This is a genomic window from Amorphoplanes friuliensis DSM 7358, assembly GCF_000494755.1.
GTDB lineage: Bacteria > Actinomycetota > Actinomycetes > Mycobacteriales > Micromonosporaceae > Actinoplanes > Actinoplanes friuliensis.
Genome location: NC_022657.1, coordinates 5,327,483 through 5,343,806, shown reverse-complemented (window position 1 = coordinate 5,343,806; position 16,324 = coordinate 5,327,483). Strand labels below are relative to the sequence as shown.

At 71.0% G+C, this 16,324-nt stretch carries 19 protein-coding genes; 12 read left to right on the top strand and 7 right to left on the bottom strand.

Going from position 1 to position 16,324, the window contains the following annotated elements; all coding sequences use genetic code 11:
* Window position 1: 1 nt before the first annotated feature.
* From AFR_RS24900 to AFR_RS24885, 4 genes are all read left to right on the top strand, one after another.
* Window positions 2-532 (top strand): hypothetical protein, encoded by a 531-nt coding sequence (locus tag AFR_RS24900; RefSeq protein ID WP_023363807.1) that lies wholly within the window; start codon window positions 2-4, stop codon window positions 530-532.
* Window positions 529-930 carry an NUDIX domain-containing protein gene (locus AFR_RS24895; RefSeq protein WP_023363806.1) on the top strand — a complete coding sequence of 134 codons (402 nt, stop codon included), beginning with the start codon at window positions 529-531 and terminating at the stop codon, window positions 928-930. The genes AFR_RS24900 and AFR_RS24895 overlap by 4 nt, the downstream gene beginning before the upstream one ends.
* Window positions 931-981: 51 nt before the next feature.
* Window positions 982-1,371 carry an SRPBCC family protein gene (locus tag AFR_RS24890; RefSeq protein WP_041842668.1) on the top strand — a complete coding sequence of 130 codons (390 nt, stop codon included), beginning with the start codon at window positions 982-984 and terminating at the stop codon, window positions 1,369-1,371.
* Window positions 1,372-1,461: 90 nt separating this feature from the next.
* Window positions 1,462-3,153 carry a cellulase family glycosylhydrolase gene (locus tag AFR_RS24885; RefSeq protein WP_023363804.1) on the top strand — a complete coding sequence of 564 codons (1,692 nt, stop codon included), beginning with the start codon at window positions 1,462-1,464 and terminating at the stop codon, window positions 3,151-3,153.
* Here AFR_RS24885 and AFR_RS24880 read toward each other — a convergent pair.
* On the bottom strand, window positions 3,142-3,585 hold the full coding sequence (locus AFR_RS24880) for a group II truncated hemoglobin (RefSeq protein ID WP_023363803.1): 444 nt from the start codon (window positions 3,583-3,585) through the stop codon (window positions 3,142-3,144). The two genes, AFR_RS24885 and AFR_RS24880, sit on opposite strands and share 12 nt — an antisense overlap.
* 74 nt (window positions 3,586-3,659) lie before the next feature.
* On the opposite strand from AFR_RS24880, the gene AFR_RS24875 reads away from it, so the two are divergent.
* From AFR_RS24875 to AFR_RS24865, 3 genes are read left to right on the top strand one after another with little or no spacing between them, the layout of a single operon-like run.
* Window positions 3,660-4,763, top strand: a complete 1,104-nt coding sequence (locus tag AFR_RS24875; protein WP_041841101.1) for an alpha/beta hydrolase family protein — start codon at window positions 3,660-3,662, stop codon at window positions 4,761-4,763.
* A gap of 40 nt (window positions 4,764-4,803) precedes the next feature.
* The gene (locus tag AFR_RS24870) at window positions 4,804-5,148 is read left to right on the top strand and encodes a hypothetical protein (RefSeq protein ID WP_023363801.1); all 345 of its coding nucleotides are present in this window, start codon (window positions 4,804-4,806) and stop codon (window positions 5,146-5,148) included.
* Window positions 5,145-5,651 carry an AAA family ATPase gene (locus AFR_RS24865; protein WP_023363800.1) on the top strand — a complete coding sequence of 169 codons (507 nt, stop codon included), beginning with the start codon at window positions 5,145-5,147 and terminating at the stop codon, window positions 5,649-5,651. The genes AFR_RS24870 and AFR_RS24865 overlap by 4 nt, the downstream gene beginning before the upstream one ends.
* Here AFR_RS24865 and AFR_RS24860 read toward each other — a convergent pair.
* Window positions 5,639-6,853, bottom strand: a complete 1,215-nt coding sequence (locus AFR_RS24860; RefSeq protein ID WP_023363799.1) for a YncE family protein — start codon at window positions 6,851-6,853, stop codon at window positions 5,639-5,641. The genes AFR_RS24865 and AFR_RS24860 overlap by 13 nt on opposite strands.
* A gap of 74 nt (window positions 6,854-6,927) precedes the next feature.
* Between AFR_RS24860 and AFR_RS24855 the strand changes: the two genes are divergently transcribed.
* The 3 genes from AFR_RS24855 to AFR_RS24845 are packed head-to-tail and all read left to right on the top strand — an operon-like array spanning window position 6,928 to window position 9,514.
* Entirely contained in the window at window positions 6,928-7,488 is a 561-nt protein-coding gene (locus tag AFR_RS24855) for an RNA polymerase sigma factor (protein ID WP_023363798.1), read from the top strand.
* Entirely contained in the window at window positions 7,481-8,206 is a 726-nt protein-coding gene (locus tag AFR_RS24850) for a hypothetical protein (protein WP_023363797.1), read from the top strand. Before AFR_RS24855 ends, AFR_RS24850 begins: the two co-directional genes overlap by 8 nt.
* A 42-nt stretch (window positions 8,207-8,248) precedes the next feature.
* Window positions 8,249-9,514 carry an erythromycin esterase family protein gene (locus AFR_RS24845; RefSeq protein WP_023363796.1) on the top strand — a complete coding sequence of 422 codons (1,266 nt, stop codon included), beginning with the start codon at window positions 8,249-8,251 and terminating at the stop codon, window positions 9,512-9,514.
* Window positions 9,515-9,547: 33 nt separating this feature from the next.
* Here AFR_RS24845 and AFR_RS24840 read toward each other — a convergent pair whose 3' ends face one another.
* Window positions 9,548-10,009: an SRPBCC family protein gene (locus AFR_RS24840; protein WP_023363795.1), complete on the bottom strand. Its 462-nt coding sequence runs from the start codon at window positions 10,007-10,009 to the stop codon at window positions 9,548-9,550.
* Window positions 10,006-10,341: an ArsR/SmtB family transcription factor gene (locus tag AFR_RS24835; RefSeq protein ID WP_023363794.1), complete on the bottom strand. Its 336-nt coding sequence runs from the start codon at window positions 10,339-10,341 to the stop codon at window positions 10,006-10,008. Before AFR_RS24835 ends, AFR_RS24840 begins: the two co-directional genes overlap by 4 nt.
* Window positions 10,342-10,519: 178 nt before the next feature.
* Here AFR_RS24835 and AFR_RS24830 point away from each other — a divergent pair, with 178 nt between their 5' ends.
* On the top strand, window positions 10,520-11,374 hold the full coding sequence (locus AFR_RS24830; RefSeq protein ID WP_023363793.1) for an MEDS domain-containing protein: 855 nt from the start codon (window positions 10,520-10,522) through the stop codon (window positions 11,372-11,374).
* Here AFR_RS24830 and AFR_RS24825 read toward each other — a convergent pair.
* The 3 genes from AFR_RS24825 to AFR_RS24815 are packed head-to-tail and all read right to left on the bottom strand — an operon-like array spanning window position 11,364 to window position 14,091.
* On the bottom strand, window positions 11,364-11,882 hold the full coding sequence (locus tag AFR_RS24825; RefSeq protein ID WP_023363792.1) for a P-loop nucleotide/nucleoside kinase family protein: 519 nt from the start codon (window positions 11,880-11,882) through the stop codon (window positions 11,364-11,366). The two genes, AFR_RS24830 and AFR_RS24825, sit on opposite strands and share 11 nt — an antisense overlap.
* Window positions 11,879-12,679, bottom strand: coding sequence for a class I SAM-dependent methyltransferase (locus AFR_RS24820; protein WP_023363791.1), 801 nt, complete (start codon window positions 12,677-12,679; stop codon window positions 11,879-11,881). Before AFR_RS24820 ends, AFR_RS24825 begins: the two co-directional genes overlap by 4 nt.
* Complete coding sequence (locus AFR_RS24815; RefSeq protein ID WP_023363790.1) at window positions 12,679-14,091, bottom strand: MFS transporter; 1,413 nt, start codon at window positions 14,089-14,091, stop codon at window positions 12,679-12,681. The genes AFR_RS24820 and AFR_RS24815 overlap by 1 nt, the downstream gene beginning before the upstream one ends.
* A gap of 124 nt (window positions 14,092-14,215) precedes the next feature.
* On the opposite strand from AFR_RS24815, the gene glgX reads away from it, so the two are divergent.
* A complete protein-coding gene (gene glgX / locus AFR_RS24810) occupies window positions 14,216-16,324 on the top strand; it encodes a glycogen debranching protein GlgX (RefSeq protein WP_023363789.1) in 2,109 nt (702 codons plus the stop codon).

The following is a 16,324-nucleotide window of genomic DNA, read 5'->3' as shown; positions in this document are numbered from 1 at the left end:
CGTGACCCCCACCGAGTACCGCTGGTCAAGCCGGCGCTATCTGGCGGTGGCGGCCACGATCGGCCTCCTCGGCGCTCTGATCGGCTCAGTGGTGCTGACGCTGGTGACCTCCGCACGGCTGGGTGAGTGGCGTGCGCCGAACTTCTGGGGCGTCCTGAACTTCGTTGTGCTCTACACCGTCGTCTTCGGTCTGGCTTCGCTGGTGCTCAGCCGGCTCCACCCGCCGATGCTGCGGGTCACCGAGGACGGGGTGGAGTTCGCCGAAGTGCGCCGCGACGGCACGTTCGTGCCGTGGGCGGCGGACGCGGAGTTCCGGACACGGTGGCCCTGGCCCATGACAACGCTGGTCGTGCACGTCCCGATCGAGAACGCGTCGATGCTGCGGACCCTGCACCGCACGGGACGCCGGCCGGTCGTGCGCCGCCGCAACGGCCGGCTGCGCCTCACGGTCACCGCGAACGCCCTGACCACGTCGGGGCCCGACTTCCTCGCGGCCTCGCGGGCACGCGTCGGGCAGAATGATTCGTCGTGACGACAGAACCGCGCGTTTCCTGCGTTTTCATCTGCCACGACGGCGACGGCAACCTGCTGCTGGCGCGACGGTCCGCCGGGGCCCGCGACGAGCCCGGCACCTGGGACACCGGCGCCGGTGCGCTCGAGTTCGGGGAGACCTTCGACGCCGCCGTCACCCGCGAGGTCACCGAGGAATATTCGGCCACCCCGCTCGAGATCACCATGCTGGGCGTCCGGAACGTCGTCCGCGCCGAGCCGCCGTCGCACTGGGTGGCCGTGGTCTTCTCCGTCCGCGTGGACCCGGCCGCCGTCAAGATCGGGGAGCCGCACAAGTTCGACGAGCTGGGGTGGTTCCGGCCCGGCGCACTGCCCGCGCCGCTGCACTCGCAGCTGGAGCCGACGCTCGCCCTGCTCTGAACGGCCGATTTGTTCAAGACGGCGGCCGGTGGTCTGCCTACGGTGGTGCTCATGGACACCATTCGTCATCTCACCGTGCACATCGAGCGACCCGCCCAGGACGTGTACGAGTACGCCGCCGACCCGGCGAATCTGCCCGAGTGGGCGGCAGGGCTCGGCGGTTCGATCGAGCACACGGGCGGCAAGTGGCTGGCCGACTCGCCGATGGGCAAGGTCGAGGTCGCCTTCGTAGCGGCGAACACCTTCGGCGTGCTCGACCACGACGTCACCCTGCCGTCGGGCGACGTCGTCACCAATCCGGTCCGCGTGCTGGCCGACGGCGACGCGTGCGATGTGGTCTTCACCCTGCGCCGCCTGGGTCACAGCGACGAAGCTTTCCAGGCCGACGCGGACGCGATCACGGCGGACCTGGCGACGCTGAAGCGCGTCCTCGAGGCGTAGTTCTCGAAAAGACTGGATTTGCCGAGGTCGATGTCACATGCTGCTTGGGAGCGCTCCCACGCTCGTCGTCCCCCACCGGAGGAACAACGCATGTTCTCGACCCGAAACAAACGGCGGCTCGCCGCGGTGGCCGCGGCGGTCCTCGCCGCGCCACTGCTGTGGCTCGCCACGTCCGGCACCTCGCAAGCAGCCCAGGCCGCCGTCCCGGCCAAGGACTGGCTGCACGTTCAGGGCAACCAGATCGTCGACGAGGCCGGCGACCCGGTCTGGCTCACCGGCACCAACTGGTTCGGCTTCAACGCCGGCGAACGTGTCTTCCACGGCCTCTGGTCGGCCAACCTCACCGAGGTCACCAAGTCGATGGCCGACCGCGGCATCAACCTCGTCCGCGTGCCGATCTCCACCCAGTTGCTGCTGGAGTGGAAGGCGGGGCAGGCCACCGTCCCGTCCGGCGTCAACACCTACGCCAATCCCGAGCTGGTCGGCAAGACCAGCCTCGAGGTCTTCGACACGTTCCTCGCCCTGTGTGAGCGGTACGGGATGAAGGTCCTCCTCGACGTCCACAGTGCCGAGGCCGACAACTCCGGCCACGTCTACCCGGTCTGGTACAAGGGCACGGTCACGCCCGAGCTGTTCTACCAGGCGTGGGAGTGGGTCGCGACGCGGTACAAGACCAACGACACGTTGGTCGCGATGGACGTCAAGAACGAGCCCCACGGCAAGCAGAGCGAGAGCCCGCGGGCCAAGTGGGACTCCTCCACCGACGTCGACAACTTCAAGAACACCTGCCAGGTCGCGGGCCGGCGCATCCTCGCCATCAACCCGAACGTGCTGATCCTGTGCGAGGGCATCGAGATCTACCCCAAGGACGGCGTCACCTGGTCGTCGACCGACGAGAAGGCCTACGACAACGTCTGGTGGGGCGGCAACCTGCGCGGCGTCCGCGACCACCCGGTCGATCTCGGCGCCAACCAGGACCAGCTCGTCTACTCCCCGCACGACTACGGCCCGCTGGTCTACGAGCAGCCGTGGTTCCAGAAGCCGTTCGACAAGGCCACGTTGACCGCCGACGTGTGGACCCCGAACTGGCTCTACGTCCACGACTCCGGCACCGCGCCCCTGCTCGTCGGCGAGTGGGGTGGCCGGCTCGGCCAGGACGCCCGCCAGGACCGCTGGATGACGGCCCTGCGTGACCTGATCGTCGAGAAGCACCTGCACCAGACCTTCTGGGTGCTCAACCCCAACTCCGGCGACACCGGCGGTCTGCTCCTCGACGACTGGAAGACCTGGGACGAGCAGAAGTACGCCCTGCTCAAGCCCGCCCTCTGGCAGTACGCCGGCAAGTTCGTCAGCCTCGACCACCAGGTCCCCCTCGGCGGCGCCGGCAGCACCACGGGCATCAGCCTGGCGGCCCGCTACGGCGGCGGTGCCGACCCGTCCACCCCGCCCGTGTCGACTCCTCCCACCTCCACCCCACCGGCGACCGGTGCCTGCTCGGCGACCTACACGCAGACCGGCACCTGGAACGGCGGCTTCCAGGGCGAAGTCACGATCAAGAACACGGGTACGACCGCGGGCCGCACGTGGACCGTGACCTGGACCTACCCCTCGGGCACCTCGGTGTCCTCCCTGTGGAACGGCGTCCTCAGCACGAGCGGATCAGCCGTCACCGTCCGCAACGCCGCCCACAATGGCTCTCTGCCGGCCGGGGCGACAGCGACGTTCGGCTTCGTCGGCTCCGGCCCGGCGTCGACACCCACGATCACCTGCTCATCGACATAACCCGTCGAAGTCCCACCGCGGCATCGGCAGACCCGCCGTGACCACGGAACCAGCCGGCGACAGGCCCATGACCTCGTCGGTCGCCCACCGCATGTAATCCCGCAGGGCGGCGCGCACCTCCGGAACCTCCGGCAGCTGCGCGCCGTCCATCGCGGACACAAAACACGCCACGAACCGGTCGCCCAGATCACCCTGCGCACCCTGCCCGGCATGCAGATGCAGCATCGCCGAATGCCCACCGAACGACGCCGAGTAGACCGGCGGCCCCCCGAAGACCTCACCCCAGTAGTCCGCGAGCCGCTGCACGTGCTCGGGGTTGCCGGTGTGCGAGAACGGATGCTCGAGCACCGGATCCGCCAGGCACCGAGCATGAAAATCGGCAGCCAGCGCCCGCATCGCCGGCGCACCACCGGCAGCCTCGTAGAGCGTCATGCCCCCACCCTGACAGACCCCCGGGGTGATGTCCCGGATGTGATCTCCGGTCCTTCGAGGCCACGCTCGAAACCATGAGAACACTGGCTCTGCTGACAGCGGCCGCAATGACCGCGGGTCTCGCCCTCGCGGCTCCGTCCCAGGCCCGTGCGACCGGCTTGGCCCTACCCGCACCCACCGGCGCGTACCGGGTGGGCGTCACCGACCTGCACCTGGTCGACCAGGACCGCGCCGACCCCTGGGTGCCCGAGCGTCGCCGCGAGCTCATGGTCTCGCTCTGGTTCCCGGCGACGGGCCGTGGCGGTGCCGCCGACCCGTACACCACCCCCGCAGAGTCCCGCCTGATCCTCGAGCAGCTCCGGGCCACGACCGTCCCCCCGGAAGCGCTGAGCACGGTACGCACCTTTGCGCGTACCGGAATCAGGGCACTGCCGGGACCGTCCCGCCCGCTCGTGGTCCTCTCACCCGGCTTCTCCTACCCCCGCACGTCCTTGACGGCACTCGCCGAGGATCTCGCGAGCCGGGGTTACGTCGTCGCCGGCATCGACCACACCTACGAAGCCGCCGCGATCACCTTCCCGGACGGCCGCATCACCACCTGCCTGGTCTGCACCCTGAGCAAACCGAACCCGGTGCTGTCGGCCCAGATCACCAGCGGCCGGGCCGCGGACACGTCCTTCGTCCTCGACGAGCTGACCCGCCACCGCCTGCCGTCCGGCATCCGCGTCGACGCCACCCGCATCGCCATGGCCGGCCACTCCATCGGCGGCACCAGCGCGGCCGAAACCATGCTCCGCGACCGCCGTATCGACGCCGGCATCAACATGGACGGGACCTTCGCCCCGCCACTGGCCCGCCCCCTGCACCGCCCGTTCCTCATGCTCGGCGCCGAGGTCCACGGCCGGCCCGGCGCGGACCCCACGTGGGACACCACCTGGCAGCACCTGACCGGCTGGCGCCGCTGGCTCACCGTCACCGGCACCACCCACGCCTCCTTCACGGACTACGCCACCATCGGTGAACAGGCCGGCCTCCCGGTCCAGCCCCTGAGCGGCGACCGCTGCGCCGACCTCACCCGCACGTACGTGGCGGCCTTCATGGACCGCCACCTCCGCCACCGCGGCACCCTCCTCGCCGGCCCGTCCCCCGAGAACCCCGAGGTCGTCTTCCAGGCCTGACCCTGGTCATGGGTTCGCGTGAGCGTGGCATTCTGTCCGGGTGCGGACCCTTTCGGAGACGACGCTGGCCGCGATCGGGCGGATGACCGTTGCGGCCACGGACCTCGAGTTCCTGCTCGCCCACATCGGTGCGGGCCCAGCTGCTGCTTTCGGCCGGCCGGGTGATGCGCTCGCTGCTGCGCGCGCGGCTGTGGACGGTCACGACGGGCTCACCGCGTCGGTCGAGGCGGCTGCGACGCAGCTGGCGATCGCTCAGTCGATGCTGCGCGGGCTCTGGCGTGACGACCTGCCGCGGGATGCGGAGGCCTTCGATGCCGTGGCCGGGCAGTTGTGGCGTACGCGGGAGTGGTTCCAGACCGTCGTCAGTGAATACGCCGCGGCGTGACGGTCATTGTCATCACGGGCGTCATGGCCGCCGGGAAGTCCACGGTGGCGCAGCGGCTGGCCGAGCGACTCCCGCGCAGTGCCCACGTCCGCGGCGACGTCTTCCGCCGGATGATCGTGTCGGGGCGCGAAGAGCCGGGCGGCGGACGGGAGGCCGTCGATCAGCTGTGGCTGCGCTACCGGCTCTCCGCGGCCACAGCGGATGCCTACGCTCGGGCCGGCTTCACCGCGATAGTCCAGGATGTGATTCTCGGGGAGGACCTCGCCTCCTACCTCGAGCTGGTCGAGACACGGCCGCGGCACCTGATCGTGCTGGCGCCGCGGGCCGAGGTCGTCGAGCAGCGGGAGGCGGACCGGGGCAAGACCGGTTACAGCGACGCCTGGCCGGTGGCGAGTCTCGACCGGTCGCTGCGGGAGGACACTCCGCGGCTCGGGCACTGGATCGACACGTCGGAGCAGACGCCGGACGAGACCGTGGAGCTGATTCTGGGTCAGGTGACGTGACGGACGGCGGTCAGGCCGTCGACCGGTGCGCGGCCGCCGAGCCGGCCTGAGGCGGCGTCGAGCCAGACCACCTCGTTCGTGCCGCCGGCGTACAGGCGGGTGCCGGTGGGGTTGAGGGCCAGGCCGCGGACGGCGGCGGGGACGGGCCAGCGGGCGGCCACCGTGCCGGCGGCGCGGTCGAGCACGGTCACCGTGGTGCCGGAGCCGACGAGGACCCGGTCTCCGTTCCTGGTGAAGGTGATGCTCGCGGCGCCGTCCCCCGTCGGTACGGTGGCCACCCGCTCGATCGTGAGTGCCTCTGTGTCGGCGTAGGCCAGCGCACCCGAAGTCAGGTCGGCCACCGCGAGCCGCCGGCCGTCCGTGCTGACGGCCAGGGCGTGCCGGTCGGCCGGGCCCTCGCCGAACGGGTGCGGCAGGTCCAGGCAGTACGCCCAGCCCTGCGCCAGGTGCAGCACGTGCACGAACGCGTGGGCGTTGCCCGGGCGGCCCGAGAGCAGGTCGCGGGTGTGCTGGTGCCCGGGCTGGTGGGTGTAGAGCGTGTAGAGGATGTCGCCGGCGGGGGAGGGGACCGCCTGGCGACCGTCGCCGCGCATCTCCTCCTCGGCGCCCGGCGGGACGGGTGTCTTGTCGCGCGTGTTGAGCGGGCGTACCTCGCCGGTTGTCAGGTCGAGCAGGCGCACCCGGTAACGGTCGGGGGCCGAGGCGGGCAGCCACTCGAGCACGAACAGCCCGGAGCCGTCCGTCGTGAACGCGTCCGGTTCGACCACGCCGGTCAGGGTGTACTCGCGTTTCCGGCCGTCGGAGGTGACCAGCAGCGGCGTGCGGGCCCGGGGTGCCGGACGGGCCGAGGGTGGTGTCCGGGTCAGGGCGCAGAAGCTGCCGGTGCTGGAGATGACCCGGGGGATCCACCCGGCCTCGACGATCATGGTCCCGGCCGGCTCACCCCGGGCGGGGGTGAGCCGGGCCAGGACCGACGCACCGGCGTCGGTGCGGGTCACCGCGTACGCGATGGTGCCGTCCGGGCTGAGCACCGAGTCCGGGCCGAGACCGCGCGGGTGGGGACCGCCGAGGACAACAAGGCCCTGCCGTCCCTCGGTCACCACCACGTCCGGTACGGCCACAGCCGCGGGTGTCTCCTTGCGGCAGCCGCCCGCCAGGGCAACGCCGCCCGCGATGATGAACAGGTTCCGCCGGGTCGTCATGCACTGTCGACACCGCAGAACTCGATCGGGTTCCCGGGAACCCGCCGGCGGCTCGCGGTGTCATCAGGGCGGAGGTGGAGAACCGGGTGGAGGATGCGGCGGCGGTCACGCGGGCCCGCGACGGTGATCTGGACGCGTACGAGGTCCTGGTCGCGCGGTACACCGTGCCCGCGCATCGGGCGGCGACGCTGCTCGGGGCCGGTGCGGACGCCGACGACGTGGTGCAGGAGGCGTTCGTGAAGGCGTACCGGCAGCTCGGGCGGTACCGCGGCGAGTCCGGTTTCCGGCCGTGGCTGCTGGCGATCGTCGCGAACGAGACCCGCAACCTGCACCGGTCCCGGAAGCGCCGCGACGGGCTCGTGCTGCGGGCTGCCGCGGGGGAGCAGCCGGATCCCGTGGCGCCGGATCCGGCCGACACGGTGCTGGCGGACGAGCGCCGGCAGCACCTGGTCGATCAATTGCGGCTGCTCGACGTCCGGGACCGGGAGGTGCTCGTCTGCCGGTTCCTGCTGGACCTGTCCGAGGCCGAGACCGCTGTGACCCTGGGACTGCCGAAGGGGACCGTGAAGTCGCGGACCTCACGGGCCCTGACCAAACTGCGCAGCCGGATGCGGGAGGAGGTGCACGGTGCCTGACGACGACGCCCTGATCACCGAACTCCGCGCGCTCGGCGCCCGTCTGGACGTACCGGAGGCCTCGGATCAGCGGGACGCCGTGCGGGCCCGCCTCACGCGGCCGGACCCGGCACCGCGCCGCGTCCGCAGGTGGATCCTGGCCGGTGTCGCGGCGCTGGTCGGTGCCGTCGCGGTGGTCGCGCCGGCCCGGGCGGCCGTGGTCGACGCGGTCGGTGGCCTGCTGCGGATCGCCGGGATCGAGGTACGCCAGGACGGCGACCCCGGCAGCCTGCCCGCCACCCCGGCACCGCTGCCGTCGGTCCGCAACGCCGGTCTCGACGAGGTCCGCCGCACCGCACTGTTCCCGGTGCGGCTGCCCGCGGAGCTCGGCGAACCGTCGCAGGTGACGGTGGCCGACGCCGATCCGTCCGGTGCGCCCCGGGTGATCTCCATGGTGTTCCGCGGGGGTGCCGTGCGTTTCGACCAGTTCGACGGGCTGCCGTCACCGGTGTTCTTCAAGATGGCCGGTGACGCCGAGTGGGTGGAGATCGGCACGGGCGGCATCTGGCTGAAGAAGCCGCATCCGGTCACCTACGTCGGCCGTGACGGCGCCGAGCGCACCGAAACCGCGCGATTGGCCGGTCCGACCCTGATCTGGTCCGACGGCACCGTGACCTATCGCCTCGAGGGTCCGGCGACGCTGGCGGAGGCCCGGCGCATCGCTGGTTCCCTCCGGTGAGGTCTGACGTATGAGCGTCCCGGCCGCGGGTATGCGCGCCCCATGGCCCGTTACGGCGACGAGGTGGCAGCCCTGGCCACGCCACTGACCGACCCCGGAGATCTCGGCGCGCTGCTCGACCGCGCCGCCTCGGCGCGGGTCGTGCTCCTCGGCGAGGCCAGCCACGGTACGCACGAGTTCTACACCTGGCGCGCCGCCGTCACACGCCGGCTGATCGAGGAACACGGCTTCTCGTTCGTCGCCGTCGAGGGCGACTGGCCGGACTGCGCACGGGTCGACGCCAGCGTCCGCGGTGGGGTCGGTGATCCCCGTGAGGCGCTGGTGGCGTACGACCGGTGGCCGACGTGGATGTGGGCCAACGAGGAGGTCGTGGACTTCTGCGACTGGCTGCGGGCGCACAACGAGAGCGCCGCGCAGCCCGTCGGCTTTCACGGGCTGGACGTGTACTCGTTGTGGGAGTCGATGCGCGAGATCCTCACCCACCTGCGGGAACACGACCCGGGGCAGGTGCGGGCGGCGCTCGCCGCGTACCGGTGTTTCGAGCCGTTCGCCGAGGATCCGCAGTCGTACGCCTGGGCCACCCGCTTCCTCGACGCGAGCTGTGAGAACGAGGTCGTGGACCTGCTCGTCGGGCTCCGGGAACGGGCCGTGGCACAGGCGGGGGAGTTCTCCACCTGGCAGAACGCCGAGGTGGTGGCGGGCGCCGAGCGTTACTACCGCGCGATGGTGCGCGGCGGCCCGAAGTCCTGGAACATCCGGGACCGCCACATGGACGAGACCCTGGACCGGCTGCTGACGCACTACGGCCCGGACTCCAAGGCGGTGGTGTGGGCCCACAACACCCACGTCGGTGACGCCCGCGCGACGGACCAGGCGCGGCACGGGGAGGTCACCCTGGGCGAACTGGCCCGCGATCGGTACGGCCGCGACCGCGTGCTGCTGGCCGGCTTCGGCACCCATCACGGCACGGTGACCGCGGGCGGCACGTGGGGTGCACCGACGGAGACGATGGAGGTGCCGCCGGGCAAGCCGGACTCGCTCGAGGACGTGCTGCACCGGACGGCCCCGCCCGCCGCACTGTTCGTCTTCCCGGAGATCGAGCCGTTCCTGCTGACCGACGAGCTGGTGCACCGGGCGATCGGTGTCGTCTACCGCCCCGACCGCGAACGTTGGGGGAACTACGTCCCGACGGTGCTCGGTGAGCGGTACGACGCCTTCTTCTGGTTCGACGAGACACACGCGCTGCGCCCGCTGCACACGTCCACGGTCGCGACGCTCGAGCCGGAGACCTACCCCTCCGGCGTGTGAGAGGCCGCCGGCCCGGCGGCCTCTCCGCCCGTCTCAACCAAGCTTGACCAGGTACGCGTCCAGTGCCGCGTAACTCTGCTCGGCACCGGCCTCCATGCCGGACTGGATCATGCCGTCGCGGTCCTTCTGTGACGTGAACTGCGTTGTGCTCGTCACCGTCGTCTTGCCGTCCTCCTCGGTGAAGGAGTACGTCTCCACGGCGACGTGACCCGCCATCGGCTCGTACTCGAAGGTCCAGGTGAACGTGTCGGGCGCGGTGATCTCGCGGAACTCGCCGCGGAACGCGTGGTCCGTGCCGCCGGCCGTCTCGACGAACCGCCACGTGCCGCCGACCCGGAAGTCGATCGTCACGTCGAGGGGGTTGCCGCGGCCCCACCAGTGACGCAGGTGCTCGGCCTCGGTGTGCGCGGCCCAGACCAGGGCCTTCGGCGCGTCGAAGGTACGGCTCATGACCAGTTCGGTCGGGGCGGGGGTGCTCATGGCGATGGTCTTCACGGCTTCTCCTTCTGCAGGTCGTCCAGGTAGGTGCCGAGCGAGTCGTAGCGCTCCTCCCAGAGGCGCTGGTACTGCGCGACCCAGCTCGCGACGTCGCGCAGCGGCTCCGGCTGGATCCGGCACCGCCGCCACTGGGCCTCGCGGGTACGCACGATCAGACCGGCCTTCTCCAGCACGTTCAGGTGCTTCGAGATCGCCTGCATGCTGATCGGGAACGGCGCCGCGAGCTCGTTGACCGTGGCCTCACCCTCGGCCAGCCGCGCGACGATCGCCCGGCGGGTCGGGTCGGCGAGGGCGGCGAAGATGCCGCTGATCGGGTCCGCTGTCGTCATGCTCAACCACCTGGCTTGTAAACCGGCTGGTTTATCAACCGGTAGGTTTAGAGTACGCCGGGAGGGCGCCGTGTCAACCCCGTTCGGGTGTCTTCGCCTCCGATCAAGGCAGGTCAGCCGTAATCTGACGCCGTCGAAGCGCACTGAGGAACGGCACGACACGAGGACGGAAGACCTGATGGCGGACGCCACGATGGCCGGCCGGCTGCGCCCCGGCGATCATGTCTGCTGGACCTACGCCGACGATGCCGAGCGCCGCCGGATCACCGCTGCCTGCGTACGCGCGGGGCTGCGGGACCGGCACAAGGTCCTCTGGTGCACCCTGGACCTCGAACCCGCGGCCGCGCTCGCCGAGCTGGAGGACGCCGGCATCAGGACCAGCGCGGCGGTGCGGGCGGGCCGGCTGACGGTCATGACCGCAGCGTCGTCCTACCTCGTCTCCGGCAGCTTCGACGCCGAGGCCACCTGCAGGATCTGGCCGGACGAGTTCCGCCGGGCCCGCCGCGAGGGCTACGCCGGCATGCGTGTCCTCGGCGACATGTCCTGGGCCGGCGGCACAACACCGGGCGCCGACCGCGTCGGCTGGTACGAGCTGCAGGTCAACCACATCCTCGCCGACGGGTACGCGCTCGGCATCTGCCTCTACGATCGCCGCCGCTTCACCGGCGACACCCTCACGACGCTCTGCCGGGCGCACCCGGTCACCCTCAGCGAACGCTCGTCGGCCCGCGAGCCGCTGCTGCGGATCATCCGCACGAGAGCCGGCCTGCGTCTCTCGGGCGAGGCCGACGTCTCCAACCGCGACGCCCTGGCGACGATGCTGGGCGCCGCGATCGACGAGCCCGCCGACCGCCCGGTCGTGGCCCTCGACCTGAGCGAGCTGTGCTTCGCCGACGCCGCCACCGGCAAACTGATCGTGGACGCCGGCCGACGCGCCGGTGGCCGCCTGCGCATCACCGCGGCGCGCCCGCCCGTCCACCGCCTGCTCGCCCAGTTCGGGGGCGAAGCCGTCCCGGGCCTGCTCAGCTGCTGAAGGCGACGATCTCCGCCAGCCCGGGGGAGTAGCCGTCAGTGGTGTCGACCGTCAGCGCCGGCACCGGCAGGGTGATCGGCTGCCAGGTGTTCTCACCCGCCTCGAGCTTGCGCAGCAGCCCGGCGTCGTCGTGAGCCGCCCGGTTCGCCGAGTGCCCCATCCGCTGCACGATCCGGTCCCGCGAGACCTCGGGCCGTACCGTGCACCGGACCACGCGGATGCCGATCAGGCCGCTCAGGGTCTCGAGCCGCGGCCGCCACAGCTTGTCCTGGAAGGCGGCCTCCGCCACCGTGGTGACGCCGGCCCGCGCCAGCACGGTCAGGACCTCGAAGAACGTCTCGAAGGTGTGCAGCATGCCCGGATCCGGCGTACCGGCGCGGACCACACCCTCACGGATCTCGTCACGGCAGATCGCCGGGCAGCCCAGCTCGCGGGCCAGCGCGTGCGCCAGGGTCGTCTTCCCGCTGCCGGGCTCGCCACTGACCACGATCAGGACGGGCCCGCTCACCGCCCCGCCACGACGATCCGGATCGTGGTCGTCAGCTCCAGAGAACCGTCCGGGGTACGCGTCGACGCCAGCACCGCCTCCGCGTCGGCTGCCGCGGCGGCCCTGCGATCGGCCGGGATGAGCCGGGTCAGCTGCCGTCCGCCGTGCGAGTCGACCCAGTCGAACCACTGCTGCCCTCCGGCGTACCGGCTGACCTGCCGGAACTCGGTGACCTGGACCTCCGCCCAAGCGGTGAGAGCCGCGCGCAGGGTCTCCTCGGACCGGAAGATCCCGCCGGCGTCCCTCGGCGGAGGCGCATCGACGGCGTGCGCGGCGAGAGCCTTCATCGCTTCGGGATAGAGCGGGTCGTAGGCGGCGAACGAACTGAAGGCCAGCCGCCCGCCCGGCCGCAGCAGCTCCCGGTAGGCCGCCAGCGCGGCGGCCGGGTCCGGGAGGAAGAACAGCACCAGCCCAGCCGTGATGACGTCGAACGATCCCGCGGGGAAGTCCGGGGCCTGAGCGTCACCGGCCTGCACGCTCACGGTCGGCAGGTCCGCCACCGCCTCGGCGGTCAGCGCCACCATGGCCGGCGCCAGATCGGTCCCGATCACCCGGCCCGCCGGACCGGCGGCAGCCGCGGCGGGGACGAGCACGGCGCCGCGCCCGCAGCCGACGTCCAGAACGTTGTCACCGGGCCTGATCCCGGCTCGCCGCACGAGCTCGGCGCCCATCGGCGTGAAGAAGTCGACGCCCACCCGGTCGTAGGCCGGGGCCGCCTCGTCGAAGATCCCGGTCACGCCGGGCTGGTCGCTGGTCATCAGACGACCGACGGTACTTCGGTCACGGCCGTGGCGCGGGCCCGGCTACCGGTTGTCACCAGGCCGAGGACGAGGACCGCCACGCCGCAGCCGAAGAGGATCCACCAGCCGGTCCGGCTGGCCGCGGCGAAGTGGGACGCCTCGGAGCCGTCGAGGCCCGAGACGACCGCCGCGCCCACGACCGCGACGCCCAGGGAGCCGCCGACCTGACGGCTGGTCGAGGCGATGGCGGCCGCCACGCCGGCCTGGGCGCGGGGCATGCCGGAGACCGCGGTGTTGGTGATCGGCGCGTTGACCATGCCGAAGCCGAAACCGAACAGCAGGTAGGCCGTGAAGAGCAGCCACACCGGGGTGGTCGTGGTCAGCTGGGTCAGCGGCAGCATCGCCAGCGCGATGGCGGTGCCGGCCAGGATCAGCGGCAGGCGCGGCCCGCGCGCTCCGACGATCCGGCCCGACAGCGGCGCGACCACCGCCGTGGCCGCTGCCATCGGCAGGGTCCAGAGACCCGCGTGCAGGGGGGACAGGTCGCGGACGTCCTGGAGGTAGAGCGTGTTGAGGAACAGGAAGCCGCCGAGCGCACCGAAGGCGCACACGGCGATCACGGTCGCGCCGGAGAACGGCACGCTGCGGAAGAACCGCAGCTCCAGCAGGGGTTCGGCCCGCCGTCGCTCGTAGCTCAGCAGCGTGAGCAGGGCCAGGACCGTGACGGCAAAACAGCCGATGATGAGCGGCGACTCCCAGCCCGCGACCGGTCCCTCGATGATCCCGTACGTGACCGAGGCGAGCACGAGCAGCACCAGCACCTGCCCCACGGGGTCGATGCGGCGCGGATGACCGGCCCGGGACTCGGGCACGAAGAGGGCGGCCAGCACGATCGCGGCCAGGCCGACCGGCACGTTGATCCAGAAGATCGACCGCCAGCCCAGCGAGGCGACCAGGACACCGCCGAGGACCGGCCCGAGGGCCATGCTGAGGCCGACCACACCACCCCAGACGCCGATCGCCCGAGCGCGTTCCCGGGGCTCGGTGAAGGTGTTCGTGATGATCGACATAGCGACCGGGTTGAGCATCGAGCCGCCGACGGCCTGCACCATCCGGAAGACGATCAGCCAGGTGAGGCTGGGCGCGATGCTGCACAGCAGCGATCCGGCCGTGAAGAGCGCCAGCCCGGTCTGGAAGGTCCGGCGCCGGCCGACCCGGTCCGCGGTCGACCCGGACAGGATGAGCAGGCTCGCCAGGACCAGCGTGTACGCGTCGAGCACCCACTGCAGCCCGGAGACCGACGCGTCCAGGTCGGTGCGCATGGAGGGCAGGGCGATGTTCACGATCGTGACGTCGAGCCCGACGATGAACAGGCTCATGCAGCAGATCGCGAGGATCACCTGGCGGCGGCGGGGGCTGAGCTCGGTCATCAGGTCCTTTCTACCGCTGCGACCGCTTCTCCAGCGCGACCGGCCGACAAACTTTTCCGGCCGGAGACACACGCCACGTCACCCTGTGCTGCCGAACCGGCTCCGGCCTGGTGTGATGGCAGGCATGAAAATCTGGCCGGGGAACCCCTACCCGCTCGGCGCCACGTACGACGGCGGCGGCACGAACTTTGCACTGTTCTCCGAGGTCGCCGATCGCGTCGAGCTCTGCCTCTTCGACGACGACGGCACCGAGACCCGGATCGACCTGCCCGAACGCGAGGCGCTGGTCTGGCACGGCTACCTGCCCCGGATCGTCCCCGGCCAGCGGTACGGGTACCGCGTCCACGGGCCGTACGACCCGGCGGCGGGGCTGCGCTGCAACCCGGCCAAGCTGCTGCTCGACCCGTACGCGAAGGCGATCGAGGGGCACAACGAGTGGAACAACGCGCTGTTCTCGTACCACTTCGGTGACCCGGACAGCCTGAACTCCGCCGACTCCGCCCCGTACGCGATGCGCTCGGTCGTGATCAGTCCGTTCTTCGACTGGGCCAACGACCGGCCGCTGCGCATCCCGTTCCACGAAACGGTGATCTACGAGGCGCACGTCAAGGGCATGACCGCGCAGCACCCGGCCATCCCCGAGGACGTGCGCGGCACCTACTCCGGTCTGGCCCACCCCGAGATGATCAAGCATTTCAAGGACCTCGGGGTGACTGCCGTCGAGTTGATGCCGGTCCACCAGTTCGTGCACGACAGCGGCCTGATCGAGCGGGGCCTGTCGAACTACTGGGGTTACAACACCATCGGCTTCTTTGCGCCGCACAACGACTACTCGTCGTTCGGGGGCCGCGGCGGCCAGGTGCAGGAGTTCAAGTCGATGGTCAAGGCCCTGCACGCGGCCGGCATCGAGGTCATCCTCGACGTGGTCTACAACCACACCGCCGAGGGCAACCACCTCGGGCCGACGCTGTCGTTCCGCGGCATCGACAACCCCGCGTACTACCGGCTCGTCGACGACAACAAGCAGTACTACTACGACACCACCGGCACCGGCAACAGCCTCAACGTCCGGCACCACGAGTCGCTGCGACTGATCATGGACTCGTTGCGCTACTGGGTGACCGAGATGCACGTCGACGGTTTCCGCTTCGACCTCGCGTCGGCGCTGGCCCGCGAGTTCCACGAGGTCAACCGGCTCGCCGCGTTCTTCGACCTGGTCAACCAGGACCCCGTCGTGTCGCAGGTCAAGCTGATCGCCGAGCCGTGGGACGTCGGCGACGGCGGCTACCAGGTCGGCGGCTTCCCGCCGCTGTGGACCGAGTGGAACGGCAAGTACCGCGACTCCGTCCGCGACTTCTGGCGCGGCGAGCCGGCCAGCCTCGGCGAGTTCGCCTCCCGCTTCACCGGCTCCTCCGACCTGTACGAGATCGACGGGCGCCGTCCCATCGCGTCGATCAACTTCGTCACGGCGCACGACGGATTCACGCTCAACGACCTGGTGTCGTACAACGAGAAGCACAACGACGCCAACGGCGAGGACAACCGCGACGGCGAGAGCCACAACCGCTCGTGGAACGGCGGCATCGAGGGCCCGACCGACGACGCCGAGGTCGTCCAGCTGCGCGAACGGCAGAAGCGCAACTTCCTCGCCACGCTCCTGCTGTCGCAGGGCGTGCCGATGGTCGCCCACGGCGACGAGCTCAGCCGCACCCAGCAGGGCAACAACAACGTGTACGCCCAGGACAGCGAACTCAGCTGGATCGACTGGGAGGACGCCCGCCACCACGACGTCCTGACGTTGTTCACCGCCCGGCTGACCAAGCTCCGCGCCGACCACCCGATCTTCCGGCGCCGGCGGTTCTTCACCGGTGAGCCCGTACCCGACACGAAGGTCCCCGACATCGCCTGGCTGCGCCGTGACGGCGAGCCGATGACCGGCGAGGACTGGGGTGCCCAGTCGGGCATGACCATGACCGTGTTCCTCAACGGCCACGGCATCCCGGAACGCGGCGCTCTGGGCGACCCGATCGTCGACGACTCGTTCCTCGTGCTGTTCAACCCGCTCGCCGACGAGGTCACCTTCACCCTGCCACCCCGCTCGTACGGCCGGGGCTGGGAGCCGGTGGTGCACACGGGCGACCCCCTGCTGCTGGCCCGCAAGCGCACGGTGAAAGCCGGCGGCAAGCTCGACGTCGGCGGCCACACCATGGTCGTCCTGCGCTGCCGCTACTGA